The organism is Paenibacillus sp. FSL H8-0048, assembly GCF_038002825.1.
Taxonomy (GTDB): Bacteria; Bacillota; Bacilli; order Paenibacillales; family Paenibacillaceae; genus Paenibacillus_AQ.
The window spans coordinates 4,164,542-4,190,713 of record NZ_JBBODF010000001.1 but is presented as its reverse complement, the minus strand read 5'-3'; the positions used below and the strand labels follow the sequence as shown (position 1 = coordinate 4,190,713).

20 protein-coding genes and 1 riboswitch are annotated in these 26,172 nt (G+C 52.6%); of the genes, 17 read left to right on the top strand and 3 right to left on the bottom strand.

What is annotated here, in order from left to right; translation table 11 throughout:
* The first annotated feature begins 147 nt into the window (after window positions 1–147).
* From NSU18_RS17750 to NSU18_RS17680, 15 genes are all read left to right on the top strand, one after another.
* Entirely contained in the window at window positions 148–594 is a 447-nt protein-coding gene (locus NSU18_RS17750) for a tellurite resistance TerB family protein (protein ID WP_341015052.1), read from the top strand.
* A 112-nt stretch (window positions 595–706) separates the two neighbouring features.
* Complete coding sequence (locus tag NSU18_RS17745; protein ID WP_341015050.1) at window positions 707–1,303, top strand: TerD family protein; 597 nt, start codon at window positions 707–709, stop codon at window positions 1,301–1,303.
* A gap of 35 nt (window positions 1,304–1,338) precedes the next feature.
* Window positions 1,339–1,914: a TerD family protein gene (locus NSU18_RS17740; RefSeq protein ID WP_341149663.1), complete on the top strand. Its 576-nt coding sequence runs from the start codon at window positions 1,339–1,341 to the stop codon at window positions 1,912–1,914.
* A gap of 49 nt (window positions 1,915–1,963) precedes the next feature.
* Window positions 1,964–2,545 (top strand): TerD family protein, encoded by a 582-nt coding sequence (locus NSU18_RS17735; protein WP_341015046.1) that lies wholly within the window; start codon window positions 1,964–1,966, stop codon window positions 2,543–2,545.
* Window positions 2,546–2,639: 94 nt separating this feature from the next.
* The gene (locus NSU18_RS17730) at window positions 2,640–3,968 is read left to right on the top strand and encodes a TerD family protein (RefSeq protein ID WP_341149662.1); all 1,329 of its coding nucleotides are present in this window, start codon (window positions 2,640–2,642) and stop codon (window positions 3,966–3,968) included.
* A gap of 27 nt (window positions 3,969–3,995) precedes the next feature.
* Window positions 3,996–4,739 (top strand): TerC family protein, encoded by a 744-nt coding sequence (locus NSU18_RS17725; protein ID WP_341015042.1) that lies wholly within the window; start codon window positions 3,996–3,998, stop codon window positions 4,737–4,739.
* A 233-nt stretch (window positions 4,740–4,972) separates the two neighbouring features.
* Window positions 4,973–6,181: an HpcH/HpaI aldolase/citrate lyase family protein gene (locus NSU18_RS17720; RefSeq protein WP_341015041.1), complete on the top strand. Its 1,209-nt coding sequence runs from the start codon at window positions 4,973–4,975 to the stop codon at window positions 6,179–6,181.
* A gap of 76 nt (window positions 6,182–6,257) precedes the next feature.
* Complete coding sequence (locus NSU18_RS17715) at window positions 6,258–7,550, top strand: phosphoribosyltransferase family protein (protein ID WP_341151065.1); 1,293 nt, start codon at window positions 6,258–6,260, stop codon at window positions 7,548–7,550.
* The gene (locus NSU18_RS17710; protein ID WP_341149661.1) at window positions 7,547–8,701 is read left to right on the top strand and encodes a cysteine protease StiP family protein; all 1,155 of its coding nucleotides are present in this window, start codon (window positions 7,547–7,549) and stop codon (window positions 8,699–8,701) included. Before NSU18_RS17715 ends, NSU18_RS17710 begins: the two co-directional genes overlap by 4 nt.
* Window positions 8,698–9,534, top strand: a complete 837-nt coding sequence (locus NSU18_RS17705) for an HAD family hydrolase (protein WP_341149660.1) — start codon at window positions 8,698–8,700, stop codon at window positions 9,532–9,534. Before NSU18_RS17710 ends, NSU18_RS17705 begins: the two co-directional genes overlap by 4 nt.
* Window positions 9,531–10,586, top strand: coding sequence for an ATP-grasp domain-containing protein (locus NSU18_RS17700; RefSeq protein WP_341015037.1), 1,056 nt, complete (start codon window positions 9,531–9,533; stop codon window positions 10,584–10,586). Before NSU18_RS17705 ends, NSU18_RS17700 begins: the two co-directional genes overlap by 4 nt.
* 36 nt (window positions 10,587–10,622) lie before the next feature.
* Window positions 10,623–11,342 (top strand): hypothetical protein, encoded by a 720-nt coding sequence (locus NSU18_RS17695; protein WP_341015036.1) that lies wholly within the window; start codon window positions 10,623–10,625, stop codon window positions 11,340–11,342.
* Window positions 11,343–11,355: 13 nt separating this feature from the next.
* Window positions 11,356–12,450 carry a toxic anion resistance protein gene (locus NSU18_RS17690; RefSeq protein WP_076085967.1) on the top strand — a complete coding sequence of 365 codons (1,095 nt, stop codon included), beginning with the start codon at window positions 11,356–11,358 and terminating at the stop codon, window positions 12,448–12,450.
* 159 nt (window positions 12,451–12,609) lie between these two features.
* Window positions 12,610–15,135 carry an S-layer homology domain-containing protein gene (locus tag NSU18_RS17685; RefSeq protein WP_341149659.1) on the top strand — a complete coding sequence of 842 codons (2,526 nt, stop codon included), beginning with the start codon at window positions 12,610–12,612 and terminating at the stop codon, window positions 15,133–15,135.
* 335 nt (window positions 15,136–15,470) lie between these two features.
* Window positions 15,471–16,259, top strand: coding sequence for a formate/nitrite transporter family protein (locus NSU18_RS17680; protein ID WP_036723535.1), 789 nt, complete (start codon window positions 15,471–15,473; stop codon window positions 16,257–16,259).
* Between the two features lie 432 nt (window positions 16,260–16,691).
* Here the strand turns inward: NSU18_RS17680 and NSU18_RS17675 are convergent, their stop codons facing one another.
* Together NSU18_RS17675 and NSU18_RS17670 are read right to left on the bottom strand one after the other, a co-directional pair.
* Window positions 16,692–18,965 (bottom strand): TPM domain-containing protein, encoded by a 2,274-nt coding sequence (locus NSU18_RS17675; RefSeq protein WP_341149658.1) that lies wholly within the window; start codon window positions 18,963–18,965, stop codon window positions 16,692–16,694.
* 283 nt (window positions 18,966–19,248) lie between these two features.
* On the bottom strand, window positions 19,249–19,392 hold the full coding sequence (locus tag NSU18_RS17670) for a hypothetical protein (RefSeq protein WP_171720322.1): 144 nt from the start codon (window positions 19,390–19,392) through the stop codon (window positions 19,249–19,251).
* A 298-nt stretch (window positions 19,393–19,690) separates the two neighbouring features.
* Here NSU18_RS17670 and NSU18_RS17665 point away from each other — a divergent pair, with 298 nt between their 5' ends.
* Complete coding sequence (locus NSU18_RS17665) at window positions 19,691–22,828, top strand: EAL domain-containing protein (RefSeq protein ID WP_341149657.1); 3,138 nt, start codon at window positions 19,691–19,693, stop codon at window positions 22,826–22,828.
* Window positions 22,829–22,926: 98 nt separating this feature from the next.
* Here the strand turns inward: NSU18_RS17665 and NSU18_RS17660 are convergent, their stop codons facing one another.
* The gene (locus tag NSU18_RS17660) at window positions 22,927–23,991 is read right to left on the bottom strand and encodes a GGDEF domain-containing protein (protein ID WP_341149656.1); all 1,065 of its coding nucleotides are present in this window, start codon (window positions 23,989–23,991) and stop codon (window positions 22,927–22,929) included.
* Window positions 23,992–24,247: 256 nt separating this feature from the next.
* Window positions 24,248–24,347: riboswitch (purine riboswitch) on the top strand.
* 139 nt (window positions 24,348–24,486) lie between these two features.
* Between NSU18_RS17660 and NSU18_RS17655 the strand changes: the two genes are divergently transcribed.
* Window positions 24,487–25,950 carry an NAD(P)/FAD-dependent oxidoreductase gene (locus NSU18_RS17655; RefSeq protein WP_341015026.1) on the top strand — a complete coding sequence of 488 codons (1,464 nt, stop codon included), beginning with the start codon at window positions 24,487–24,489 and terminating at the stop codon, window positions 25,948–25,950.
* Window positions 25,951–26,172: the final 222 nt, after the last annotated feature.

Below are 26,172 nucleotides of genomic sequence, written 5' to 3'. Positions count from 1 at the left end.
CAAAGTAGAATATTGTTATTTAATCGGTTATATTAGAAGAGTAAGAAATAGGCAATAAGTCCATGAATGATTAGCTGCCCAGGGTGGCGGGGAGGAGGCTCGGGGATATCTTTTTTTATAATTCCATAATGATAGAAGGAGAATACGATGAGCACATTCAAAAATTGGCTGAATACCACCAAAAACGGACTGACGGATCAAGTGAAGAAATTTAAAAATAAAGACTTTATGAACGCGGTAGTAGCAGGCTGCGCGCTGGTGGCTGCGGCTGACGGCAAGATTGAGGAATCCGAGAAGAATAAGATGGCGGGATATATGAATCTCAGCAATGAACTGAAGGTATTTGACATGAGAGATGTCATCACCCAGTTCAATTACTATGTGAGCAACTTCGAGTTCTCGCCGGAGATCGGCAAGCAGGAAGCGCTTAAGGCCATCGGGAAGTTTAACGGCAAACCGGAGGTTGGACGCTTAATCGTGGGCGTATGCTCGGCGATTGGTGCAGCAGACGGCGACTTCGATGAGCATGAGAAAGCGGTTGTGCGGAATATCTGCAATGTACTGGGACTCAGCCCAAGTGAATTCAGCCTGTAAGTACAGGCTGGATTTTATTTGCTAATGACTGAAACTTTAGGCGATTCACCGCCGTATCACTGATGTAACACCCGCAAGGCATACTTCTATCTGGAAACGGAGGTACTTCAAGTTGGCTGGAATTAATCTGGTAAAAGGTCAGAAGATCGATTTAACCAAAGGCAATGCCGGGCTGTCTAACGTAATTGTAGGACTGGGCTGGGACCCTGCCGAACCTTCGAGAGGCTTCTTCGGAATCAAGAAACAGGCGAATATCGACTGCGATGCTTCAGCGCTGCTGCTGAATGAGAACGGCAAGCTGACGAACAAGCTGAACCTCGTCTGCTTTCACAACAAACAGAATGCGAATAACTCTGTAGTCCACTCGGGAGATAATCTGACGGGTGAGGGAGACGGGGACGACGAACAGATCATGGTGAATCTGAAGCAGATTCCTGCGGATGTCCATAAGGTCCTTGTAGTTGTTAATATCTATGATGCGGTGAACCGCAAGCAGGATTTCGGCATGATCAAATCTGCGTATATCCGCATTATTAATGCGGCAGGCAATGCAGAATTGGTTAAGTTTAATCTGACAGACAATTATACAGGCTTCACGGCACTGATCTGCGGCGAGCTGTACCGTCATGGCGATGAGTGGAAATTCGCAGCCATCGGTGAAGCAGCCCACGCCGCGCATATCAATCAGCTGGCAGAACGCTACATCTAAATCTAAATCCAATTTAAGAAAAGAGGGCTCTATTCATGGCTATTAACTTATCCAAGGGACAAAAAATCGATTTAACCAAAACGAATCCAGGCTTGTCCAAAATCACAGTCGGCCTCGGATGGGATACGAATAAATATGATGGCGGCAAAGACTTCGACCTTGATGTGTCTGTGTTCCTGACCGATGCCAGCGGTAAAGTGGCCAAGGAGTCCAACTTCATCTTCTTCAACAACAAGCAGAACGAGAACGCCTCCGTTGTTCACACCGGCGACAACCGTACAGGTGAAGGTGACGGGGATGATGAGCAGGTTCAGGTAGACCTGCAGAATATCCCGGCTGATGTGGACAAAATTGCGTTCACGATTACCATCTATGATGCAGAAGGCAGAAGCCAGAACTTCGGACAAGTCTCCCGTTCTTATGTGCGTATCGTCAACGATGCGAATAGTGAAGAGCTGATCCGCTTTGACCTGGGTGAAGATTTCTCCGTTGAAACAGGTGTAGTTGTCGGCGAATTGTACCGTAACGGCGCAGAATGGAAATTCAATGCGATTGGCAGCGGCTACAAGGACGGTCTGGCTGGCCTGACACGTGATTACGGCCTGCAATAAGCCCGGCGGCTCCGGGAAATAAATCTGTAATGAAAGAGGGTTTTCGAAAGTGACGATCAGTCTTTCCAAAGGACAGCGGATTGATCTTACCAAGACCAATCCGGGTCTGACGAAGGTAATTGTAGGTCTGGGCTGGGATACAAACAAGTACAGCGGCGGACAGGATTTCGACCTCGATGCTTCAGCATTCCTGCTGCATGAGGACGGCAAAGCCAAAAGCGAAAATGACTTTGTATTCTATAACAATCCAAGCGGCGGTACAGGCTCTGTAACCCACACAGGCGATAATCGTACTGGTGAAGGCGATGGCGACGATGAGCAGATTATCGTAGACTTCAGTCTGGTGCCTGCGAATATTCAGCGGATCGGGATCACGGTTACGATCTATGATTATGAGGCCCGGGCGCAGAACTTCGGACAAGTCTCCAATGCTTTTGTCCGCGTAGTGGATGCATCCAGCGACCGTGAGGTTCTGCGGTTCGATCTGGGCGAGGATTTCTCCACCGAGACGGCAGTAGTCTTCTGTGAATTCTACCGCCAGGGGGCGGATTGGAAATTCCAGGCGATCGGCAGCGGCTTCGCCGGCGGACTAAGCGCATTATGCAAGAACTACGGGCTGGACGCGCAATAAGAGCTTCAAAGGCGGGATCATCATCGATCCTGCCCTTTTTATACACAAAATCTGATAAGTTGCACTCTTATCCATGTATAAAGGTGGCGTAAGAATGAGTACAGAAGTAGTCAAAGGACAGAAAGCAGATCTGACCAAAGGGAACCCGGGACTCCGCAGCCTTACGGTTGAGATCGGGTGGAAAGCTCCGTCTTCCATGGATATTGATGCTTCCGCATTCCTGCTTGGAGCTGGCGGTAAAGTGGGCAGTGACGACGATCTGATCTTTTACAATAACCCGTCTACTCCCTTTATCACCTATAAAGATGTACCGGGTACAGCTTCGGGCGGACTGAAGCAGTTCGAGGTCTCGCTGGAGCGGATTCCGGCAAACATAGTGAAGATTGCCTTCACGCTTACTCTGTATGACGGAGAAAAACGCAAGCAGATGTTCGGACAAATGAGTGAAGCGGAGTGCCGGATCGTGAATCAGGCGACAGGTGCGCAGCTTCTGCGGTGTAACCTCGGAAATCAGTTCTCTGTGGAAACGGCTGTTGTAGTTGGAGAATTATATAGACATGGCGAAGAATGGAAATACAGTGCGATTGTTGCGGGCTTCTCGGGCGGGCTTAAGGCACTATGCGGGAACTATGGCATAGAAGTAGAGGACGAGCCTGCTCCGGCAGCGAAGCCGCCGGAACAGACGCCGCCGGCACGCCCGCCGCTTCAGGTGCCGCCGCCCCGTGCGGAGTCATCCAGACCGAATATTGTGATTCCGCCACCGCCTGTACCTGCACCGGCACCGCCTAAGCAGGAGGCAGCTCCCGCACCGGCGCTGAATCTCAATCTGAAGAAGATTGAGCTGAAGAAGAAGGGCGATTCGATTAACCTGAAGAAATCGGCCTCCGGACTGGGTGAGCTGCTGATTAATTTGAACTGGAACCAGAAGCAGGGCGGAGGACTGTTCAGCCGTAACAAGGGCGGGGTGGACCTGGATCTGGCATGTCTGTATGAGCTGAAGAACGGCAGCAAAGGCGTGGTACAGGCACTGGGCAATGCGTTCGGCAACCTCCAGCAGCCGCCTTACATCATGCTTGATGGAGATGACCGGACCGGCTCCGTAACATCCGGCGAGAATCTGCGTATAAACGGAAGTAAGGTAGCCCAGATCGAACGGATTCTGGTGTTTGCCTTTATTTACAAAGGAGTTACCAATTGGTCTGAGGCGGATGGAGTGGTTACCCTGAAGCAGGATGGAGGACCGGATATTATCGTGAATCTGGACGAGCATAACAACCGTAAAGGCATGTGCGCCATCGCGCTGATCCGGAATGTGGAGGGCGAGACCTTCAGTATTGAACGGCTCGTGCAATATTTCAGCGGTCACAGAGAGATGGATGAGGCTTATGGCTGGGGGCTTCGCTGGGTAGCGGGAAGCAAATAATTTGATATTACCGGAGGCGCAAGTGGAATGGACTGGTTCAGTGATTTTTTTAGGAGTATCGGTGAGAATTACGGGCATTTCTTCTCATGGAGTGATATTGCAGGGACGCTATCCGACCCTGTCAGCTGGGGGATTATCGGAAGTCTGATTCTGCTGGAGGGTCTGTTGTCCGCTGATAACGCGCTTGTACTGGCGGTCATGGTTAAGCACCTGCCGAAGGAGCAGCAGCGTAAGGCTTTGTTCTACGGGATACTAGGTGCTTATTTATTCAGATTCCTGGCGATTGGTCTAGGGACCTATCTCGTCAAATTTACGCTGGTTAAGGTGCTTGGGGCCTTGTATCTCTTCTATATTGCCTACAAAGGGTTGTTCAAGGGCAGCGGTGAAGATGGCGAGGTTAAGAATAAAGGCGCCTCTTTCTGGAAGACGGTCCTCCTGGTTGAATTAATGGATATTGCCTTCAGTATTGACAGCGTGGTAGCAGCATTCGGTCTTAGTTCTGAAGTCTGGGTACTCTTCCTTGGCGGTATTCTCGGCGTACTGATGATGCGCGGTGTAGCTCAGGTGTTCCTCAAGCTGATCGCAAGATATCCTGAACTGGAACAAACGGCATTCCTGCTTATTGCACTGATTGCCGGTAAAATGCTTGCCGGAGCCTTCGGCTATGAATTGCCGCATGTCATTTTCTTCGGTATTCTAATTGCGGTGTTTGCAGGTACTATCGTGTATAGCGCAAGCAAACGCAAGAAGGCTGAGAACCACAAGGCCTGATTGATCTGCATGCTTCATCTCTTTATCCTTTATAGCAGTGCAGGAAGGCGCGGGGTTCACGGGAAGGGTGGACTCCGGCACGCCTTTCGGGTAATCGTAATAGGTTTATAGCATGGCCTTTGCTTGGGTTCAAATAAAGCCGGATACCGTCCCCGAGAGGACGGCATAGCTGGTTCTGCTCGCAGCCAAAGGCCATTTGTATTGTGCTGGCACAACATTAAGGGGGAAGGGCCTTGAGATATTTCGATTACCTCACACAAGAACAGGAAGCCTCATTATTCCATGTTCCGCCGGTTTCATTTGATCATACTACCCGCAAGGATTTACTGGCTTATGCCGTCGGAGCAGCCCTTTATATGCCGGCCACCCGTGCCAGTGTTGCCGAAGATATTATTAAGCTGAGAGCCTCGGGGCTTATTACGGTAATCATAGATTTGGAGGATGCCATCGGGGACGGTGAAGTGGATTATGCCGAAGAGTCCATCGTCAGGCATCTGGCGTTTCTATCCGCTTATGCGGAGAATGAGCCAGACCAGCGCGGCAGTCTTCCGCTGCTGTTCATCCGCGTACGTAACCCTGCACAGCTGAGAGACCTGATTTTCCGGCTGGGATCATTAATTACCATGCTGACCGGCTTCGTCTTCCCCAAATTCTCCGTAGAGAACGGTACGGATTATTTCGAGGCTATTGCCGATTACAATGACACACGCAGCTATTCCGCTCCGGTGCTGTACGGGATGCCGATTCTGGAGAATGCGCCGATTATCTACAGGGAGAGCCGGATGGATACTCTGCTTGGGGTCCGGGATCTGCTCGGGCAATACCGCGGGTATGTGCTGAATGTCCGGATCGGAGCAACGGATTTCTCCAGCCTGTTCGGACTGCGGCGCAGCCCGGATATCAGCATCTATGATCTGACACCGATCCGCGACTGCATGTCGGATATTATTAACGTATTTGGCCGTGTGGAGGAAGGATACGTGATCTCGGGTCCTGTTTGGGAGTATTTTGCCAGCAAGGGGCACCGGGTCCTCCGCCCGCAGCTGCGGGAGACGCCCTTCGAGGATACCTACGGCAAGCATGGACGCGAGATGCGCAACAGCTTCATCTCAAGCTCCATGGACGGGCTGATCCGGGAAGTGATTCTGGACAAGGAGAACGGCATTGTGGGCAAAACCATTATCCACCCCTCCCACCTCAGACCCGTGCAGGCCATGTATACCGTAATGCATGAAGAGTATGTGGACGCCTTAAGTATTGTAGACAGCAATGATGGCAGCCGCGGCGTGTTCAAGAGTGAATACTATAACAAAATGAATGAAATCAAGCCTCATTTGAACTGGGCCAGACGAATTTTATTACGATCTCAAATATACGGGGTGTTACATGAACAACAGCATTTTGTCGGATTATTACCCGAGAACGAATACACACACGTTTAATATCGTCGAGAATCTGCAGGTTACGGTGACAGAAACCTCGAATCCTTTTCATATGCCTGTGGAGTCTTTGTTCTCCATGGCTGCACGAATCAATAAGAAGCGCTCCTTCCTGTTCGTCAGCAAAGTCCTTGGCAAGCATATTCCCGTAGGACCGTATACCCCGCTGCTCAGCGGAGCGGCACTCGCCTTGCTTCTGTATCTGGAGATGGGCGCGGATACTGCTGACCGGGAGGTTATTGACCCGCTGATGAACCAGGCCGTTCATGGTCTGATCCATCCTGAGGTTGCGGAAGAAGCTTACCATGCGCTGCTTGCTGCGCGTCTGGTTCTGCCGCAGCCGGTCCTGTTCATCGGATTCGCCGAAACCGCTACCGCCTTGGGCCATAGCATGTATAATGCGTTCGCCGGCGGGGCGTCTTATATTCATACCACACGAGAGCTGATTCCTGAGCTGGAATCGGTGGTCACCTTTGAAGAGGAGCATTCCCACGCCGTAGATCATCTCTGCTATGCCCTGAATGCTGAGCTGTTATCGGGAACAGAGCCGATTGTGCTGGTGGATGACGAGATTACGACAGGTAATACGGCGATTAATACAATCCGGGACATCCAGTCCAAATTCCCGCGCAGGGACTATGTAGTGGCCTCTCTCTTGGACTGGCGGAGTGAAGCTAATATTCAGGCTTACCGCGATCTGGAGCAGGAGCTGGGGATACGGATAACCGCTCTATCCCTGCTTCAGGGAAGCATCAAGGTTGAGGGAATCCCGCTGTTGCAGCCTGCAGCCGATAATGGAACCGCTGCTTCCACGGACGCAGAGCTTGTAACCACTTATGTATTCGACGGTTTAGAGCGGCTTCCGGTAACCTCAGCGGATGGGCAGGGCGTGATCAATCCAGCGCCATATCTGAAGCACAGTGGCCGCTTCGGCCTGGAGTCTGCGGATAATGCGCAGATAGATGCAGGGGTAAGCCGCGTGGCCGGGCAGCTCCGGGGACTGCGTGAAGGTGCCCGTACGCTGGTGATGGGCGTAGGCGAGTTCATGTATCTGCCGATGCGGATCGCCGCAGAGATGGGAGAGGGCGTGTTGTATCAGTCCTCGACCCGCAGTCCGATCCATCCCGAGCGGCGTGCGGATTACGGCGTGCACAGCGCCGCTGCCTATCCGTCCGCAGGCGATACGGAGATCACGAATTTCATCTATAATGTGGACCCCGGCCAGTATGACGATATCTTCGTCCTGCTGGAGCGCGGGGTGCCCCGGCAGCGGATTGCGCCGATGACGGATATTTTACAGAGGCTGGCGGGCAATAAGGTACATCTTGTTGTGCTAAGCCCAGAACCAGATACGGGAGGCTCAGGGCTATGAAGGGAATAGATATCGAAGCCATTCACAATAGAATAATATCTCCTCCGGTGCCACTGGGCAGCTATCCTGCTTCCGACGTTACCTTCCTGCTCAAGGATCTGAGCAATGTATCCCTGGAGCGGGGAACGGCCGAGCGGGAGGAAGCGATCCAGTCCGGCGTGCATTATTCGGAGATGCTTCCGGTGGAATACCAGCCGACGGAGCAGTATATCGAATTGTTTCATGAGACGCTGCAGCAGACTGCGGGGAAGGTGGCGCTGGCTGTAGCTGTGGTGTCCGAGATGATTGTTGCCCGGCGGGGAACGGCGAATACCGTACTGGTCTCGCTGGCGAGAGCGGGCACTCCGATCGGGGTACTGATCAAACGTTATATTCTTGAGAAATATGGAGCGGACCTTCCGCATTACAGCATCTCCATTATCCGCGGTAAGGGGATTGATGAGAATGCGGTGCTCTATATGCTGCAGCAGCATGGAGAGGATGCCGGGCTGCAATTCATCGATGGCTGGACCGGCAAGGGGGCCATCCGGCAGGTGCTGATAGAGGCCTGCGAGAGTATGCATAAGAAGTATGGCATTACGCTAAATGATGATCTGGCGATACTTGCAGATCCCGGTCACTGCTCGGGAACCTACGGCACCCGGGAGGATTATCTGATTCCAAGCGCCTGCCTGAACTCTACGGTATCCGGGTTGATGAGCCGTACGGTACTCCGGGATGATCTGATCGGGCCTGAGGAATTCCACGGGGCCAAATTCTACAAGGAATGGCTGGACAGTGATCTGTCCAACGTATTCGTTGAAGCAATTACCCCGTATTTCGCGGAAGTAGCGGCAGAGGCACTGGCACAGGCTGCGGAGATGCTGGAGCATCCGCCGGAGATTACCTGGCAGGGGCTGGCCGATATCCGCAGTATCCAGGATACCTTCGGCATAGATAATATCAATCTGGTGAAGCCCGGAGTGGGGGAGACGACGCGTGTGCTGCTGCGCAGAGTGCCCTGGAGAATCCTTGTCGACAGGCTGGACAATCCCAACCTGCGGCATATTCTGCTGCTGGCTGAGGACCGGGGCGTGCCGGTAGAGGTCTATCCCGGACTGACCTACTCCTGCTGCGGAATCATCAAGCCGCTGAAAGGGGAGAGTGAATGATCTACGCCAGCGATCTGGACCGCACACTGATCTACTCTCTTAGCGCGATAGGCGTTCCTGAGGATACCCCCGGTCTGGTTCCTGCAGAGGTTGTTGACGGCAAGACGGTATCGTATATCTCACAGCAGGCTCTGGCTACACTGAAAGAGCTGGCAGCGAAGATTGTCTTCATGCCGGTGACTACACGTACGATTGCCCAGTACCGGCGGATTAACCTGTTCCAGGAGACGGTCATTCCGGATTATGCCATCACCAGCAATGGCGGCAATATTCTTGTGAACGGGGTAGTGGACAACGATTGGCGGACGACTGTCGGCAGAGCGGTGGAACGCGGCTCCGCTGCGGCGGAAGAAGCTGAACGCATCGTACGCGCTGTTGTGCGGGAAGAATGGATCATTAGCCGGAGGTATTGCGATGAGCTGTTCTATACGTTCGTGGTTCACCGGGATTCGCTGCCGCTGGAGGAGATTGCCCGGATGGCGCAGCGGCTGGGTGAGCTTGGCTGGAGAGTATCCCTGCAGGGGCGCAAGCTCTATATCGTGCCGGAGGCGGTGAACAAAAGCGATGCCATTCTCCATGTCCGCCGTACCGTGCATTCAGAGCCGATGGTCGCCTCCGGCGACTCTCTTCTGGACAAGAGCCTGCTAGCCGCCGCCGACTATGCCATAGCTCCTTGCCACGGAGAAATATTTGCCGAGCAGCAGGCGGGTTTAGTACACTTAGAGTATCCGTTTACTGAGCGGCAGGGGGTATTCGCCGCGGATGAGATTATGCAGTATGTTCACAGGATTTATACACATTTGACAGCATTGGGAGTTGGACCGCCATCATGAAAAAGGTAAATATATATTTCAACCGCTGGTTCTCTGTTGCCTATCACTACATGAATCTCATCCGGGGCAATGAAGACGGCGTTCCGGTGCAGATCTTCGCCACCCACCCGGATATCCACCACATGTCGCTGCAAGGCGCGGATGTGGCCGGAACTGAGCCGGCGCTCGAAGGCATTGAATATGTGCAGTTCTGTGTTGACTTCTGCCGCCGGAACGAGATAGATATCTTCATCCCCCGGCTGCATATGCTCGATATTGCGCTGCATGCATCGCTGTTCGATGAGATCGGGACGAAGGTGCTGGTCTGCCGTGATCTGGATCTGCTGGAGATGATCATGGACAAAGGCAAGTTCTATGAGAGTGTGAAGACCACCGGGATTATGACGATTCCTGATTATCATGTGGTTAGTAATGCGCAGCAGTTCAGGGAAGCTTATGAAGACCTCGCAGCCAAAGGACACAAGGTCTGCTTCAAGCCTACCGAGACGGAAGGCGGACTCGGATTCCGGATCATAGATAATGACCGCAGTCCCGTGGAGGAGCTGTTCGGCCATGTGACTCCGCTGATCTCCTTCGAGGAGGCTTACCGCATCCTTGATGAAGCCGGGAGCTTCCCTAACCTGATGGTGATGGAGCTGCTGGAGGGCTATGAATATAGTATTGATTGCCTGTCGGATGAGAAGGGCAGGCTGCTGGCTGCAGTGCCCCGCCGGAAGGCAGGCGGCCGCCTGCGGTTGATGGAGTATATCCCGGAGCTTGCGGAGGTGGCCCGCAGGGTGGCTGAGACGTACCGGATTCCGTTCAATTTCAATATCCAGATGAAATACAGCGGCGGCGTCCCCAAGCTCCTGGAGATTAATCCGCGGATGTCCGGCGGCCTGCATATCTCCTGTCTGTCCGGAATCAATTTCCCTTATCTGGCTGTCAAAAGCGCGCTCGGCGGCGAGGTTCTGCCTGCATCGTTCGAGCATAACGTCCTGGCCAGCCATGTCGAGCAGCCGCTGATTATGAGAATAAACGGAGAATCCGTCATTACGGATTCCGTGAATTGAGCGTGTAGCATTCACGCTCATAAGAGGTGAGAAGGAATGCAAGCTAAATTCAAAGTACTGGCGTATGCCGGTGCCGGTTATGTCGTAGCCGTGCTGACCAGCGGCTTCCTGCCTGAGCTGGTCTCGCTGCTGCTACCGGTGATCGGGGCAGCACTTGCAGTGCCGGAGCTCAGGCGCACCAGAGTGAATCTTCCGGTGGAGGTGATCCCTGCCGGACAGGAGCCGAAGGCCATTCCTGCGGTATCTTCCTCAGCGCCGCAGGCTTCGTCTGCTGCCGCTGCTGCTCCTGCAGCTGCGGCGGGACAGGCCTCCCCGGCCCATCCGGGAGCCGGGCACAGGGAGGAAATACAGATCGGGGCAGAGTTCGCCCCGGTGGTGGAGTATCTCGGAATCCTGGAGGATATGATTATCTCCGAAGGGCAGAAGGATACGCTGGACAATGAGATAGTCGAGAAGTCGCTGGCGCTGTTCGCCAGACTGCAGCGCGTTATTCCGCTGCTGCAGGAGCTGGGCAACGGCGAGATCAACCATACCGTCCGCAGGCTGGTGCTGAAGGACCTTAATGGAGTAATCAACCCGTTCCTGCGCCTGGGCGGCGAAGCCAAGACAAAAAACCGGAGAATGCTGCTGAACGGTCTGCGTGATGTCGATGCCAAAATTTCTGATATTGCGTCCACGATCGAGCACAAAGACCTGATGGAACTTCAGACCAAGGCGGAACTGATACATCAGCGATATAGCAGTTCCGAATTATAGGAGGAGGAGAACCATGTCTACGCAGTTAATTGAGCTTAGAAAAGAAGATGAGCAGAAGGTAGTTCAGGAGGCTTCCCAGTTAATTGAACAGGTAGCCAAGACAGACACGGTGGCGCTGGATTCCCTGATGGATGACATCGGGAAGCTTGGGGTGAAGACACAGGAGAAGGCAGGCCAGACGCTGAAGCTGCTGGACCGCCCCGTCAATGACCTGATGAGCGGCAAGCGGGTGGAAGTGCCCAATATGATTATGAAGCTGCGGGGTGAGTGCGAGACCCTTCAGCAGAGCAAGAATGTCAGCTTCTTCGGCAAAATGCTGCGCAAAAGCCCGCTTAAGAATTATGTCTACAAATATCAGTCGGTCCGCACCAACATTGATGCCATTATCACCGGTCTGCGTGACGGCCGGGATACGCTGGAGGAGAGCATCGTCAACATGCGCCAGCTGAAGCGCACCTCCATGGAGGAGATCTATAACCTCCAGACCAAGATCGCCTTCGGCAACAAGCTGAAGGAGCTGTTCGAGGTTGAGATCGCCAAGCCTGAGAATGAATTCCGCAAAGCGTATCTGGAGCGCGGGCTGCGCAAGGTTATGGTGCGGATTCAGTCCATGACCGAGATGATTCTGCTCTACAATCAGGCGATTGCGGCAACGGATATCATCAATGACAATAATGACAAGCTGATTGATTCCGTAAACAACGCGATTGATAAGACCTCTAACCTGATCACCGTCTCGGCGATGATTGCCATGTCCCTGGCAGATCAGGAGAATGTTATCAATGCGGTGGAAGCCACGAATAAGACCATCGAGGACCAGTTCAAGGAGAATGCGCGGCTGCTGCGCACGACGACCGAGAAGACCACGGAGCTGCTCTCCAAGCCGTCCATGTCCCTGGAAGCCGTCAATCAGGCCATTGGCGACCTGCTCAGCGCCCTGGATACCTCGGAGCAGTCCAACCGGCGGATCATCGAGAGCTGTCAGGACTATACGTCCAAAATGACCACCATCAACACCCAGCTGAACAACCGGCTCGGGCTTAACGAAGGCTCACAGCCGCAGGCTTTGAAGCAGGCGGAGAACGGGCTGAGCAGCTTTTTGAATTAAGGGTTTAAATCTGCACCCATACAATAGCCTGAATAATGCACCAAGCCTGCTGAGATGGATTCGGCGGGCTGTTTTTGTTGTTAAATTTCTAATTTACTAATATATTCCGGTGAGATATTATGAGGTGGGTTCAGTCGTACATTCAGGGGGAGAATATTGATGGTCAGGAAGTTAACAGGAATATTGGCAGGTATGGTTGGAGCGGGGATGCTATTCGGTTCTATGGGGACAGCGGCAGCCGAGTCTACAGTGATAAAGGATTATGAGGGACATTGGGCCCAGCAAACGATTCAGAGCTGGCTGGATAACGGCTGGCTTAAAGGCTTCGGGGATGGATCGGTTAAACCGAACCAGACCATAACCAGAGCGGAGTTCATGACGCTCATCAACCGTTCATATCATTTTACGGAACAGAGTAAGGTGAAATTCACCGATGTGCCGTCTACCAGTTGGGCGTATAGCGAGGTTGCGAAGGCGGTAGCGGCTGGATATATCCAGGGCTTCAACAATGAGATGCGCCCGAATGCTCCGGTTAACCGCCAGGAAGCGGCAGTTATAGTTACTAAGCTGCTGAAGCTCAGCGCCGGTGATACAGAGGTCTTGAAGGGTTTCAGTGATGCGGGCCAGATGGCATCCTGGAGCAAGGGAAGTATTGCAGCAGCAGTCACAGCTAAGGTGCTTAAAGGGTATCCGGATGGAACCTTTGGGCCCGTCAAAGCCCTGACCCGTGCAGAATCCTTAGCGCTGATTGATGCGGCAGTCTCCCGAACGGGTCAATCTGCACAGGGAGTGGCGACGCCTGCTCCAGCCGTAACACCATCGGCAACTCCAGTAGTTACAGCTGCACCAACTGCAACTGCTGCTGTAGCTGCGGGAGGAAGTGGCGGTGGTAATGGCGGAGGAGGAGGTGGTCCTCAGGTGACGCCAACCCAGGCTCCGGCAGCAACACCAGCGCCGGTTCCAACACCGACACCGAGCCCGGAACCTGTTAATGAATTACCGGTCAAAGAGCTTCCGGCTCTGGATATCAGCATCACCTCCCGCCCTGACAATTCAGTTACGAATGCGGTTTATCTGGAAGTTGATTATAGCAAGGTGATTGGCAGCACTATCCATCTAAATGACCAGATAACTTATTATGTAACCGCGAAGCCGATTGGCTCTAGAGATCTCTACTGGGAGCTTACCAATCTCCAGTACGCTTCAATTAGTACGGGGTACTCATTGAAGGCGCTCACATATACCGGTGTTTCGATTCCGGCGAGCAGGGTTGGAACAGCAGGCGATAAATATGTCTCGGTTGTGGTACGGAATTCATCTAATGAAGTGACCGGATTCTATACTCAAAAGGTGAATTTGCAGCCCTCAGTTACTGAGGCCTCTAACAGTATGATGTTACTGCACAGTGGTGTGACTATTACCCAGGAGAAATTCAACACCGTGTCTTCCCAAGTATATTATCGCGACACTATTGATGTGGAAGAGGCTGCTCTGCAATTTGGCGGAAGAGCAGTGGGATATACAATTACCCCGAAGTACTATAGGGACAGTAAACTGAATTTGGAATTGAATGATATCATTCATGCTTCGCGTAAAGTGTACAGAGATAGCTGGGTCAGTGCGGTTGATGCCACAGTATCCTCTAATGCAGCATTAGGTGCTTCATCACCGGGCTATATCCCTTTTTCCTATGACACATTATATAATTTCAAAACATATAACGAAGACGAATACACCATTATTTTCCTCGATTCCGAGATGAAGGCGTTGGGATATTACACCGGCAAGGTGATGCTTAGCACAGACTTGAAATTAGAAGCTGCCATGAAAAGAATCGACGAGCTTCCTTCGAATGTTACTTTAACGGATGAAGATGCAGTTAACAGGGCTTATAGAGCCTACTTGCCTTTTGATGATTCTTTCAATTGGGGAGAACGAAAGACTAAGCTTAATTATGCTGTATCAGCTCTTATGGACGCAAAGAAATCGGGACCGCTACAGAATATGGATCTGGTTCAATCTGTAATTGTTGATGGATATAATCAATTCAACGGTAAAACAATAAGAATGAATTTGATGGGGTTCCCGGAAGAGCTGAAGGAAAGCGTAGGCAGCTTCTCGTATTACATTACAGCCAATCCTGTTCGTGCAGAAGATTTAGCACAACCAAGCCCTTATGGGGAATTTGATTTTGCTGACATTCATTCAGTAGTTCTTCCGGTGACAGATAAGAGCGGACCGAACTACGTTACTGTGGTCTATTATAATAAGGCGGGGCAAGCAATACGTTATACCACCAAGCTGGTAGATTTCTCGTCGAAGCGGCCCGTGTGGGACGGAACGGCGGCACAGATTGGGGATGGAGTTAAGCTGGTCCGGGATTATAATAACGGTACCCGTATAGACTATGTATCTGTAAAAGATTATCAGAAAACGCATCCCGAGGCGGTCTATTTCACAGTGACCTCTAAATCAGCGTTGGCAGCAGCTAAGCAAGAATTCACTGCAGAATCCGCAGTGAAGTATTTAAATGATTACTGGAATACTAACAGTATCTATCCTTATGAGCGAATTCAGTTATCTGATGATGCGGCGCGGAACGGACAACCGGAAGACTACATTATCCTGTTCTATGATGCTAATGATAAGGTGCTTAATTATTATATTGGCGGTTTGACTGACTGATTCTCCGCGAATCCTACTCATATTATCCCGCTCCTCCACATACGTTGTCACTAAGGCGACCTGTGGAGAAAGAGGGGATAAGCGGGATGATTCTGGGATGCTTGATCGTAGTGCTTATCGTCGTAGCCAGCAGTGAGAAGGCGGAGGCGATTGCCAGCCTGAATGATCGGGAGGATAACAGCCTGTGAAAAGGGTGCGGGCAGTGAACGGAATCCATAAATTATTCATGCTCTGTGATTCAAGCAATTTCCAGTGGTTTATTGGGTATAATAGCCTGGAGGCTGTACATCAGTCTTCCGGCACCACTGAAAATCTAAAGTGAATACGGAGGTCAAATGGAGAACGAGGCACTGCTGCAGGTAGAGAAGCTTGCACTTAAGAAACAGAAGATCTTCCGGCAAAGCGTATGGCGTTACATTGCCAGGGCCATGCTCGCCAGCATGTTTATCGGATTCGGCGTGATCGTAGCCTTTAAGACCGGCAACTTCTTCTATATGGAACAATCGCCGATGACCTATCCGATGGCTGCGATCACGTTTGGCGCAGCCATTATCCTGATTTCCTACGGCGGGGGCGATTTGTTCACCGGGGATACTTTTTATTACACCTATGCGGCACTGAGGCGCAAGCTGGCATGGACCGAGGTTGTGCGGATGTGGGTCGTCAGCTATCTGGGCAACATTCTTGGAGCTACGGCGTTTGCCCTGCTGATTTTTCTGACCGGACTGTTCTATGATTCGTCTGTCAACGGGTTCCTGCTGAATGTGGTGGCCCATAAGATGGAAGCTCCGGCGATGCAGCTGTTCTTCCGGGCAATTCTCTGTAACTGGCTTGTCTGTCTGGCCTTCTTCGTGCCGATGTCCATGAAGAACGACGGAGCCAAAATGTTCGCCATGGTGCTGTTCGTGTTCTGCTTCTTCATCTCGGGGTACGAGCATAGTATTGCCAACATGTGTACCTTTGCGATTGCCCTCGTCCTGGATCACCCCGGTACGATCTCCTGGGGAGGCGTAGTGCATAATCTCGTCCCGGTCACATTAGGCAATCTCATCGGCGGGGGTGTGCTGATGGGCGTAATGTATTACTATGTGAACAAGCCGTTTCTGGAGGACGAGTCTCACTGAACGGCAATATAATCGACTGCACAACAGCGATTCTCCGGTGATAGGGGGATCGCTGTTGTGCGTTTGCAGAATACATTGTGCTGGCGAGGGTGCTTGGGCGAAATGTATGTGGAAAACTGAATACAATTGGTGCTGGTGATGGTGTGCGGGCGAATGTATGCGAAAAAGCGAATACAATTGGTGCTGGCGAGGATGCGTGGGGAGGATGTATGCGAAAAACCGAACACAATCGCTGCTGTAGAGGGTATGCGGGCAAATGTATGCGAAAAACCGAACACAATTGGTGCTGGCGATGGTTGCGGGATGGTTGAAGTTTGAAGACAGCAAAAATCAGGGACACTAATGTCCCTGATTTCGCTTAATGCCGCAGAATAAGTTGTTACATCATCCCAACTGTTAGGGTGAGTATGTGCTGTAGCGGCAAGCTGCCGCTTACCACTTGGAGCCGCCGGAGCTTCGGCCGGATTTGCCGCCGCCAAACGAAGAGCCGCCGGAGGAACGCCCGCCGCCCCCGCCGCCGCCCCAAGAAGAGCCGCCGGAGGAACGTCCCCCGCCGCCGAACCCTCCGCCCGGTGGGCCGGAATTGCGTCTGCGGGCCTGTTCCCGGCGCTGCTGTTCCCGCAGCATGGCCATTCGGGCTGCGCGTTCGGCCTCTTCCTTCTGGCGGACCAGCCGGTTCGCTTCTTCTACGAAGGAAGCGATCTGGGCAGCATAGGAGCGTCCCGTCTCCTCCAGTTGATCCAGATCGTAGGGACCTGAGGCCAGTCGCTGCTCCAGCTCGGTATACTCCGGCAGCAAGGACAGCTGGAAGCGGTTCTGCGAGGCAATGCCTCTGCTGTGCAGCAGATTGTAGGCGGCATCCACCCGGCTCTGCCCTTCCGTGAACAGTCTGTTCAAGCTGTCCAGGCGCTCTTCTAGAGAGTCTAGACTGCTGCTAATGCTATTCATGCTGTTTGCCGTCTCATCCTGCAAGGCAAGCAGCCGGTCCAGCCCGCTGCGGGCATTGTCATACTCTCCGCGTGCATCGCTGGTCCAGGTCTCAAGCTGCGGCACTTCGGCCGCGCCTTGCCGCAGTGCGCCGCCGGCCTCCTCCAGCAGCTTCTCCAGAGCGTCCAGGTGCTGCCGGGCGAACCGGTTCTTCGCCCCGGCAAGCCGGCTCTGTAATTCGTTCCGCCGCTGGCTAAGCGTTGCCCATGTGCTGCGTACAGTCTCCAGATCCCTGAGGTTATTCTGCCGGATCATAGCCTGGCGTTCCGTCATAGCCACGGCTTCAGTCAGAAGGGCATCCATATCAGCACCAATCCGGCGCACTTCATCCATATCGCCGCTGTGCAGCGGCGCTTCCATGGAACCCGCGGCAGCGGAAGCCTGCTCCAGGCTGTCGTAAGGTTTAACCTTCATATTGTGCAGGGAGTTCTGGTCGATCAGCCCGGCAATCCGGCTGCGGGCAGCCGACAGGACACCGGGGAAGGCCTTCAGCTTATCGTCAAAGGCCCTCGCATCCTGCACATCCTGCTCAATCTGCTGTTGCCGCTTCTTTGCCTGTGCAGTAATCTCCTGGGCAGCGATTGGGTCGAACAGCTCGAGCTGATCTGCCTTGGCCGTCTCTTCGGCCAGTTCCTGAAGATCTTGGGCAATCTCCTCCAGCGTATAGCCCGTCTCCCGGACTGCTTGCTGCCGCTGTTCCTCAAGCTCAGGGGCAGCCTGCTTCAGCTCGGTGATCTGCTGCTTGACGTTCCGGTCGGCAGCGCTGATGACCGCGACCTTCTTCTCCTCTTCCTCCAGGGAGGCACGGAATTCCCCCTCTGTCTGCTGAAGCTGCTCTGTTGCCGTCTTAAGTGCGGACAGGCGGTAGAACGGCGGCAATGGTGCTTGCCCGGCGGTCTGCAATGCAGAGATTTCAACCAGCCGGGAGGTCAGACGCTTCGAGATCCCTTCGACCATCTCACCGGTCTTGCCCTGCACAATCCCCTGGAAAGGCTGAAGGGATTCCAGGGCGTGGTTCGCCCGTACCAGCAGGTCGGCGAGCTGCTCACGCTGTGCGGATAGTCCCTTGCGGCGGCGCAATCCGGTAATTAGCACATACAGGAGTAATATCAGCAGTGCGGCCAAGGCAAGGCCGCCAGCGACCGGCAGGAGAGGGAAGCCGCTGCCGCTGCCGTTAGCTCCTGAGGCAGCTCCTGCGGTCCCTGCGGCAGCGCCGTCTGATGCACCGCTGCCGGTACTGCCGCTCTGTACGCTGCTGCCTATGGCTTGCATCTGCTGGATCACAGAACGTATGCCTCCAGAGATATCTCCGTTTCCGGCATAAGGATTGAAGTATTTCTCCAGCACCTTGTTAATTGCTGCGCTACCCGCAGCTCCGCCCTGTTGTCTGGACCAGGCATCGAGCGCATCCTGCAGTCCGGGGTTAATGAAGCTGATCTCGGTCAGCCGGTCTTCGTAAGCGATCAGGAGCAGGATGTCCCGGGACTTCAGCCCCCAGGTATCATATACATCCGCAGCATAACTGGACATGTCGCTCCCGGGCAGCGAATCAACGGTTAAGACATGGAAGGTGTACCGGTCTGTAGCGGCAATCCGGGCAAGGCTCTCTGCTTCTTGGGCAGTCAGCAGCCGGGCTTCATCCGTTATCAATCCCTGCTGTGCGGGAACATTCGCAGCATAGACCCCCGGAATCCACAGCAGCGATAATATTAAGACCAAGGCGAGGGTGAGGTTTTTTCTCAAGCTGACACACTCCGATCTATAGGCTATTGTTCGTTATAGTATGCTGATCATTATACTATATCATTAAACATTCTGAGCTCTGCAGATGCAGGTGCCGCCGAATTGCGGGAGTTTGCGTACACCCGAGTGCCCACATTGATCTTTATTCCAAATCAAAAGCTCCAAATCAAAAGGCGGTCCCGGCAGCCATTTCATGGCTTTTGGAACCGCCTCTTGTGTAAGAAGCAAGCGATATTCATCTATTTCTGTATGAAATGATCTATCGGGTCTGCAGGCACAGGATATACTGCAACCGGGACTTGATTTCTTTCTGCCATTTCATATCTCCGACTTTCACAGCAAGATTGAGCAGGTCCAGGTAATCGTCAACCTGCAGGGCGGTCCGGGTAGTGGCTGCGTTCATGGGTGTTCAGTCTCCTTTTAGCTCAAATATAGAAAATAATGAATGTTATACATCCAATAATGATAATCATTATCAACCATTACTGATATTATCCACATTTTAACCGCAAAAAGCAATACAAATCTAAAGTTTTTGATTAAATCTAAGATGACGCACTAAAGAGTCAGGGATATAAACCCGCAGGATATGCACAATTTATCGGAAATGAGAAAAAAGGAGCAGGAACCCTACCATATTTTGTCGAATAAGCTTGTATACATAGTTAAGCCGATCTTACTTGGGATAAAGGAGAATTGCGATGAAGCGGTGTAAATTGTTGCTTCTGATTAGCATTGTGCTCATGCTTGCACAGCCCGCTGCCGCTTATGCCGAAAGACAGGAAATTAAGTATCAGGCAGAACTGGAGTATCCACCTTATAAGTACATACAGAATGGTTATCTGACGGGCTTCGATATTGATCTGACAAGCATGGTCTTTGAGAAGAATGAGTATCTCGTCCACTACAGCACCGGAAATTGGGAGCAGACGTACCGGAGGCTGACTGAGGGCGGGATTGATACCACCGGGCTGATGGCTGTCAGCGAGGAGAGGAAGCAGGACATTCTTTTCTCGAAACCCGTGCTGAAAAGCTATATTTCCGTCTATGCGCGTCAAGGACTCCAGGGGGAGGTGACGCTGGGCACACTCCATAAATACAAGATCGGTGTTGGTAAAGGACAATATGCAGAGACAGTCCTGCAGACTAAGGCGGGTATCCCGTCATCAGAATACATAGAATATGCAACCGTACCGGATGCGCTGGAGGCTCTGCGTCAGGGCGAGATCGACCTGCTGTTCGAGAATCAGGGGGTGGTCGATTATCTGATTGTAGAACAGGGCTTAACCGGTAATATTATCCGCAAAATGAGCAATTTGTATCCGCAGGATGTGGCCTACGGCATCAGCAAGTCCAAGCCGGAGCTTGTGTCCTACGTCAATGCAAGGTTGGAGCGGCTGGTAAGCTCCGGTGCCTTCGAAGAGCTGTACCAGCAGTATTTCTTCGTGCATTCCGACTATTATAATGAAAAAATGCGTAACCGGATTTTTACCGTGTTCTCCATCGGGACCATTCTGCTGGTATTCGGTGCCGTCCTGCTCCGGATGTATATCCGGCGGCTGCGCCGTACGATTCACTCTGAACAGGAATTCTTCAAGGATGTGATCGAGAATACCGGGGTGATTGTGTGGGCTGTTCACGGGGATAAACGGAGCGTGCGCTTCAATAAATATGCCGAGCTGATGACCGGGCTTAAGGAGAAGGAGGTGCTTGGCGTTAGCATAGTTGAGCTGCCTCTGGAAGCCGGAGCCGCTGTGCTTAGGGATCTCCTTGCCAGAGCGGCAGCCCGGGATTATGTGACCAATGTTGAGCTGAGACTTCCCGACCATTCTCCGGGTGCACATTACTTCTCTGTCCGCACCGCCCTGATTAAGGGAATGGACGAGCAGGCGGAGGATATCTTCGTGCTGGTCGGCATTGATATCGATGAACGCAAGCAGAATGAACTGAAGCTCCAGCTTAGCTACGAGGAGCTGGAGTCCACTTATGAGGAGCTGGCGGCCACAGAGGTAGAGCTGCAGGATCAGTTCAATAAGCTGGGGGTCAGCGAACGGCGGTTCCGCCTGGCCTCGGAAGGCTCGGGCGCTTACATGTGGGAGCTGGACTGGGACAGCGGCTTCTACAAGCTCTCGGACCGGTGGTATGAGGTGATGGGATATACCGAGACGGAGATCAACTCCTTCGAGGGAGGCGTGCTCAGCATTATTCACCCGGACGATCAGGAATCCGCGCGCAAGGCCAGACAGGAGCATCTTACCGGACTGACACCGATCTATGAAACCGAATACCGGATGAGAACGGGGCAGGGTGAGTACATCTGGTTCGAGGTGCGGGGGAAGGCGATCGTTGATCCGAAGGATCAGATTGTCCTGTTCCTCGGCTCCCTGATCGATATCAGTAAGCGCAAGCAGGCTGAATTCAAGCTGAATAACAGTTATCAGGAGCTGGAGGCGACCTATGAGCAGCTTACAGCGACCCAGCAGGAGATTGTGGGGCAATATGATATGCTGCTGGAGAATCAGAAGAATATGCACCGCCTGGCGTATATGGATTCGCTCAGCAATCTTCCGAACCGGCTCAGTCTGCTGGAGACGATGGAGAGTTATTTCCGCCGGACGGGCGGAAGTGCGGCGCTGCTTTTTGTAGATATGGATAATTTCAAATACATCAATGACACGCTTGGACACAAGTCCGGCGATATTCTGATCCGCAAGGCCAGTGAGCGTCTCCAGTCTGTAGTGCGTGAGGAGGACATGCTGTCGCGGCTGGGCGGAGATGAATTTGTGATTTTCCTCAAGGATATTGAGAGCCGGGTGGATGTGCTTAATCTGGCTGAGGATATCATGCGTGCGTTCCGCAAGTCTTTTCTTATCGGTGAGAGCAATCTGTATGTGTCCTCCAGTATCGGGATCTCCTTCTACCCGGAAGACGGCGAGACAACGGAAGAGATTCTGAAGAACGCCGATGTAGCGATGTACCGGGCCAAGGAAGAGGGGAAAAGCACCTACGTCGTATATGATAAATCGATGCATACCGCCTTCAATGACCGGATGAATATTGAGAAGCATCTGCGCAGTGCGATGAATAATAACGAATTCGAGCTGCACTATCAGCCGCAGGTACAGATGGAGACCGGGCTGATCTCAGGCTTCGAGGCTCTGATCCGCTGGAACAGTCCGGTCCTTGGCTTCGTCTCCCCGCTCACCTTCATCAAGATCGCCGAGGATTCCCGGCTGATTATCTATATCGGCGAATGGGTGCTGCGGGAGGCCTGCAAGTTCATGAACAGCATCCATCAGCGGACCGGCATTCCTTACAAAATATCGGTAAATATCTCCATTATTCAGCTTCTGCAGGATGATTTCGTAGAGGTTGTGCTGGACAGTCTGGAGGAGAGCGGCCTTGCGCCATCCAGTCTGGAGCTGGAGATTACAGAGTCCATCTTCATGGAGTCGTTCGGGAGTACGGTCAGCAAGCTGGAGTTCCTGCAGTCCCGGGGGATACGGATTGCCCTGGATGATTTCGGAACGGGGTATTCCTCCCTTAGCTATCTGCAGCAGCTGCCGATCTCTACCCTTAAGATGGATAAAATCTTCATCGATTCCCTGGCCGATAAGGCCTTCAGCGAATCTTTTGTGCAGACGATTATTATTCTGGGCCATAAGATGGGTCTCGATGTAGTAGCCGAGGGAGTTGAGGATGCCAGCCAATGGGCTTTCCTCCAGGAGGCACGCTGCGATAAGGTGCAGGGATATCTGATCAGCCGGCCGGTGCCGCAGCGCCAGGTGATGGAGTTACTCGTTCCGCAGCGAAGGTATGGAGCGGAGGAGCTGGAATAGAGGGCAGAACCGGTTCAGACGATAAGCGGGTCCACGGCATAGGTTGCTATGTACGGTGGACCCGTTTTTTTGCGCACAGGAGGGGGAGATGGTTAGCCTTACAGGATAACAATTCTGTTCTTGCCGGTCTTCTTGGCCTCGTACAGGGCGTCGTCTGCCTGCTGAAAGATAGAGCTCTTGGTGTCCCCGCCGTTATATTCATGCATTCCGATGCTCACGGTAACCGATGCATTGTCCATTTCGCTGATTGGAAGGCTCTCAATTCCTGCGAGGATATTCTCCATAATGCGGCTCGAATCCTCTAATGTCTTGGATGTCAGAATAATCACGAATTCCTCCCCGCCGTACCGGGCTGCGAAATCATCCGAGTCGATATGCTGGAGCATGACAGCGGCGACCTGCCGGAGAACGATATCTCCGACCCAGTGTCCATACTGGTCATTCACTTTTTTGAAATTGTCGATATCAATAACAGCCAGCTGCATCGGAAAGGGATTGCTCTCTTGATGGTCGATCAGCCAGCCCAGATATTCATGAAAGGTCTTATGGTTGTACAGGTCGGTCAGCGGGTCAATCTTGGACAGCCGGTCCATAATAATATTCTGTATCCGCAGCTCCTGCTCGGACTTCACCGAATTCTCCAGCGAGCGCATCAGCTCCTTGCCCCGCGCAATCACGGCGAAGCCGGTCAGGGAGACGGCCGCGAAGATCAGGGTGATGATGATGTTCTGGATGCGCAGAGTGAAATCGTAAATAGAGGTGTTCAGGAACAGGATGATAATGTAGAACAGACAGATCAATGAAGAGGTCTTCAGGTAGTTCTCTCTCAGATAGATCATCGATACCAGCAGCGGAAACAGCATAATCAGCGGCTTCACAGGGTAGTCCGAGCTCAGATTCAGGATGATCAGGATACCATACAAATGGCTGGTAAGCAGAATTGATAATTCGGATAACACCGGTTTATGTTTAAGAATATTCTCCAGAATGAGCAGCAGGACGAACAGAATAGAATCCGGTATCAGGATATGCATGATGAGATGCTGCTTGCCGGAGAATTCGGGCCGGTGGCTCCACATCGCTAAGGTTACATAGAACTGGCTGGCGAGATATACAAACAGCACCAACCAAAAGGTGTTGAGGAGGGCGCGGTTCCAGTACATTTGGCGAGGAGTTGGCGGTGGGATCTGCATAAGATGTTCCTCTTTTCCAGTGGCAATGTACTTATATATTCGACAATGTTCACGTTTCTCCTTCTAGGTCTTATGTCTGGGAATAGGTCTGGAATAACGTTCGTGTTTGTAAGGTGTTTGTTAGGTTATTCGGACGATAAATTCCGCACAATGCTATAAACACGAACTATTCATGCTATTCATCATTGACACATTCGGGTTTATTCGGTAAAATTCCAATTGGCCCGTAATAACGGGTAAAGCTGTTCGTATATCCTCAATGATAAGGTTTGGGGGTTTCTACAGGGGACCGTAAATTCCTGGCTACGAATAGGATGCATTTTGCATACCTATGAAGAGGCCGGGATTTTTTTGTGTGCTGTTGTGTGCTGCTTGGATAAGTGGACGAATATACCGCAGAGACGCTTCGCGGCCCCTGTCAAAAGCAGGCCGAAGCCGTTTCACCTTGGGAGGAACAGAGAAGATATGAGTAAATATGATGTAATTGTTGTTGGAGCCGGTCCGGCTGGAATATTCGCCTGTTATGAATTAACGCTGAAGGCCCCTGAGCTGAAGGTGCTGCTGGTGGACAAGGGACATGATATTTACCGCCGCAACTGCCCGATCCTGGAGGAGAAAATCAAGCTCTGTCCGCCCGCCTCCGGCCGCAAGGAATTCGCCGGGTGTCTGCCGGCCTGCTCCATTACTGCGGGCTTCGGCGGTGCTGGCGCGTACAGCGACGGCAAATTCAACATTACCACCGAATTCGGCGGCTGGATGACCGATTATCTGCCTCCTTCCAAGGTGATGGAGCTGATTGAATATGTGGATGGAATCAACCTGGAGCACGGGGCAACCCCGGTCATTACCGATCCGACCACGGAGAGCATTCGCGGTATCGAGCAGCGGGGATATGCCGCCGGGCTGAAGCTGCTGCGGGCACAGGTCCGCCACCTCGGAACCGAGCAGAACCTGGAGATTCTGAAATCGATCTATGAATATCTGCGGACACGCATTGATATGTTATACAAGACAGAAGTGGAAGATATCGTTACCGTCAAAGAGAACGGAACACACCGCATCACAGGCATTACGCTGAAGAACGGGGAAAGTCATGAGGCTGGCCTGGTGATGATTGCTCCGGGACGGGACGGCTCGGCCTGGCTGACCGAGGTGCTGAAGAAGCGCAGGCTCAAAATGTATAATAACCAGGTCGATGTCGGTGTACGCGTAGAAACCTCGGATGTGGTAATGCGGGAAATCAATGAGCATTTGTACGAGGGCAAATTCATTTTCAATACCTCAGTGGGTACACGCGTCCGTACCTTCTGCAGCAATCCCTCGGGGCATGTGGTGGTGGAGAATCACAGCGGAGCGATGGCCGCGAACGGGCACTCCTATAAGGACCCTGCGCTGGGCTCGAAGAATACCAACTTTGCGCTGCTGGTCTCCCATACTTTCACCGAGCCGTTCGACAAGCCGAACGAATATGCCCGGGAGATCTGCAAGCGGGCGAACGATCTGTCCGGCGGCGGGGTCATCGTGCAGAAATATGGTGATATCCTGCGGGGCCGCCGGTCTACGGAGACCCGGATCAAGGAAGGGTTCCTGGAGCCTACGCTGAAGGAAGCGGTACCCGGTGACCTGGGTCTGGTGCTGCCGTACATCACGATGAAGAGCCTGATTGAAATGGTGGAAGCCTTGGAAAAGGTAACACCAGGTATCGCCTCTGAGCATACGCTGTTCTATGGCGTAGAAGCCAAATTCTATTCCGCCCGTCCGAAGCTGACGGAAGAGTTCGAGACCGAAATCTCCGGCCTCTACTGCGGCGGCGACGGGGCAGGCATTACCCGCGGACTGGCCCAGGCCGGAGCGGCTGGCGTCTGGATTGCCCGCGGCATGATGGCGAAGAATGCACAGGAAGTTAGGATCCAACCGGCGGGAGTGTAATTCTGGGTCGGAGGACACCATTAGAACAGCCGTACTTTCAGATGCTGGAGGCGGCTGTTTTTTGTTTTTTAGCAAACTATGATTTTCCTCATGCTTAAAACCAAATAGCAATTGGCTGGTACAGCGGCACACAGACCAAATGTATGTGGAAAACAGCATACATTGTGCTCGAAAGCAGGCACATGGACCGAATGTATGTGGAAAACAGCATACATTGTGCTC

What these genes read in the sequence shown, in the direction of transcription:
- NSU18_RS17710 (WP_341149661.1), top strand. Translation starts at nt 7,547, where the DNA reads ATGAAGGGAATAGATATCGAAGCCATTCACAATAGAATAATATCTCCT.
- NSU18_RS17705 (WP_341149660.1), top strand. Translation starts at nt 8,698, where the DNA reads ATGATCTACGCCAGCGATCTGGACCGCACACTGATCTACTCTCTTAGC.
- NSU18_RS17660 (WP_341149656.1), bottom strand. Translation starts at nt 23,991, where the DNA reads ATGTACTGGAACCGCGCCCTCCTCAACACCTTTTGGTTGGTGCTGTTT.
- NSU18_RS17695 (WP_341015036.1), top strand. Translation starts at nt 10,623, where the DNA reads ATGCAAGCTAAATTCAAAGTACTGGCGTATGCCGGTGCCGGTTATGTC.
- NSU18_RS17725 (WP_341015042.1), top strand. Translation starts at nt 3,996, where the DNA reads ATGGACTGGTTCAGTGATTTTTTTAGGAGTATCGGTGAGAATTACGGG.
- NSU18_RS17730 (WP_341149662.1), top strand. Translation starts at nt 2,640, where the DNA reads ATGAGTACAGAAGTAGTCAAAGGACAGAAAGCAGATCTGACCAAAGGG.
- NSU18_RS17740 (WP_341149663.1), top strand. Translation starts at nt 1,339, where the DNA reads ATGGCTATTAACTTATCCAAGGGACAAAAAATCGATTTAACCAAAACG.
- NSU18_RS17655 (WP_341015026.1), top strand. Translation starts at nt 24,487, where the DNA reads ATGAGTAAATATGATGTAATTGTTGTTGGAGCCGGTCCGGCTGGAATA.
- NSU18_RS17670 (WP_171720322.1), bottom strand. Translation starts at nt 19,392, where the DNA reads ATGAACGCAGCCACTACCCGGACCGCCCTGCAGGTTGACGATTACCTG.
- NSU18_RS17665 (WP_341149657.1), top strand. Translation starts at nt 19,691, where the DNA reads ATGAAGCGGTGTAAATTGTTGCTTCTGATTAGCATTGTGCTCATGCTT.
- NSU18_RS17700 (WP_341015037.1), top strand. Translation starts at nt 9,531, where the DNA reads ATGAAAAAGGTAAATATATATTTCAACCGCTGGTTCTCTGTTGCCTAT.
- NSU18_RS17685 (WP_341149659.1), top strand. Translation starts at nt 12,610, where the DNA reads ATGGTCAGGAAGTTAACAGGAATATTGGCAGGTATGGTTGGAGCGGGG.
- NSU18_RS17680 (WP_036723535.1), top strand. Translation starts at nt 15,471, where the DNA reads ATGGAGAACGAGGCACTGCTGCAGGTAGAGAAGCTTGCACTTAAGAAA.
- NSU18_RS17690 (WP_076085967.1), top strand. Translation starts at nt 11,356, where the DNA reads ATGTCTACGCAGTTAATTGAGCTTAGAAAAGAAGATGAGCAGAAGGTA.
- NSU18_RS17715 (WP_341151065.1), top strand. Translation starts at nt 6,258, where the DNA reads ATGGCTGCACGAATCAATAAGAAGCGCTCCTTCCTGTTCGTCAGCAAA.
- NSU18_RS17750 (WP_341015052.1), top strand. Translation starts at nt 148, where the DNA reads ATGAGCACATTCAAAAATTGGCTGAATACCACCAAAAACGGACTGACG.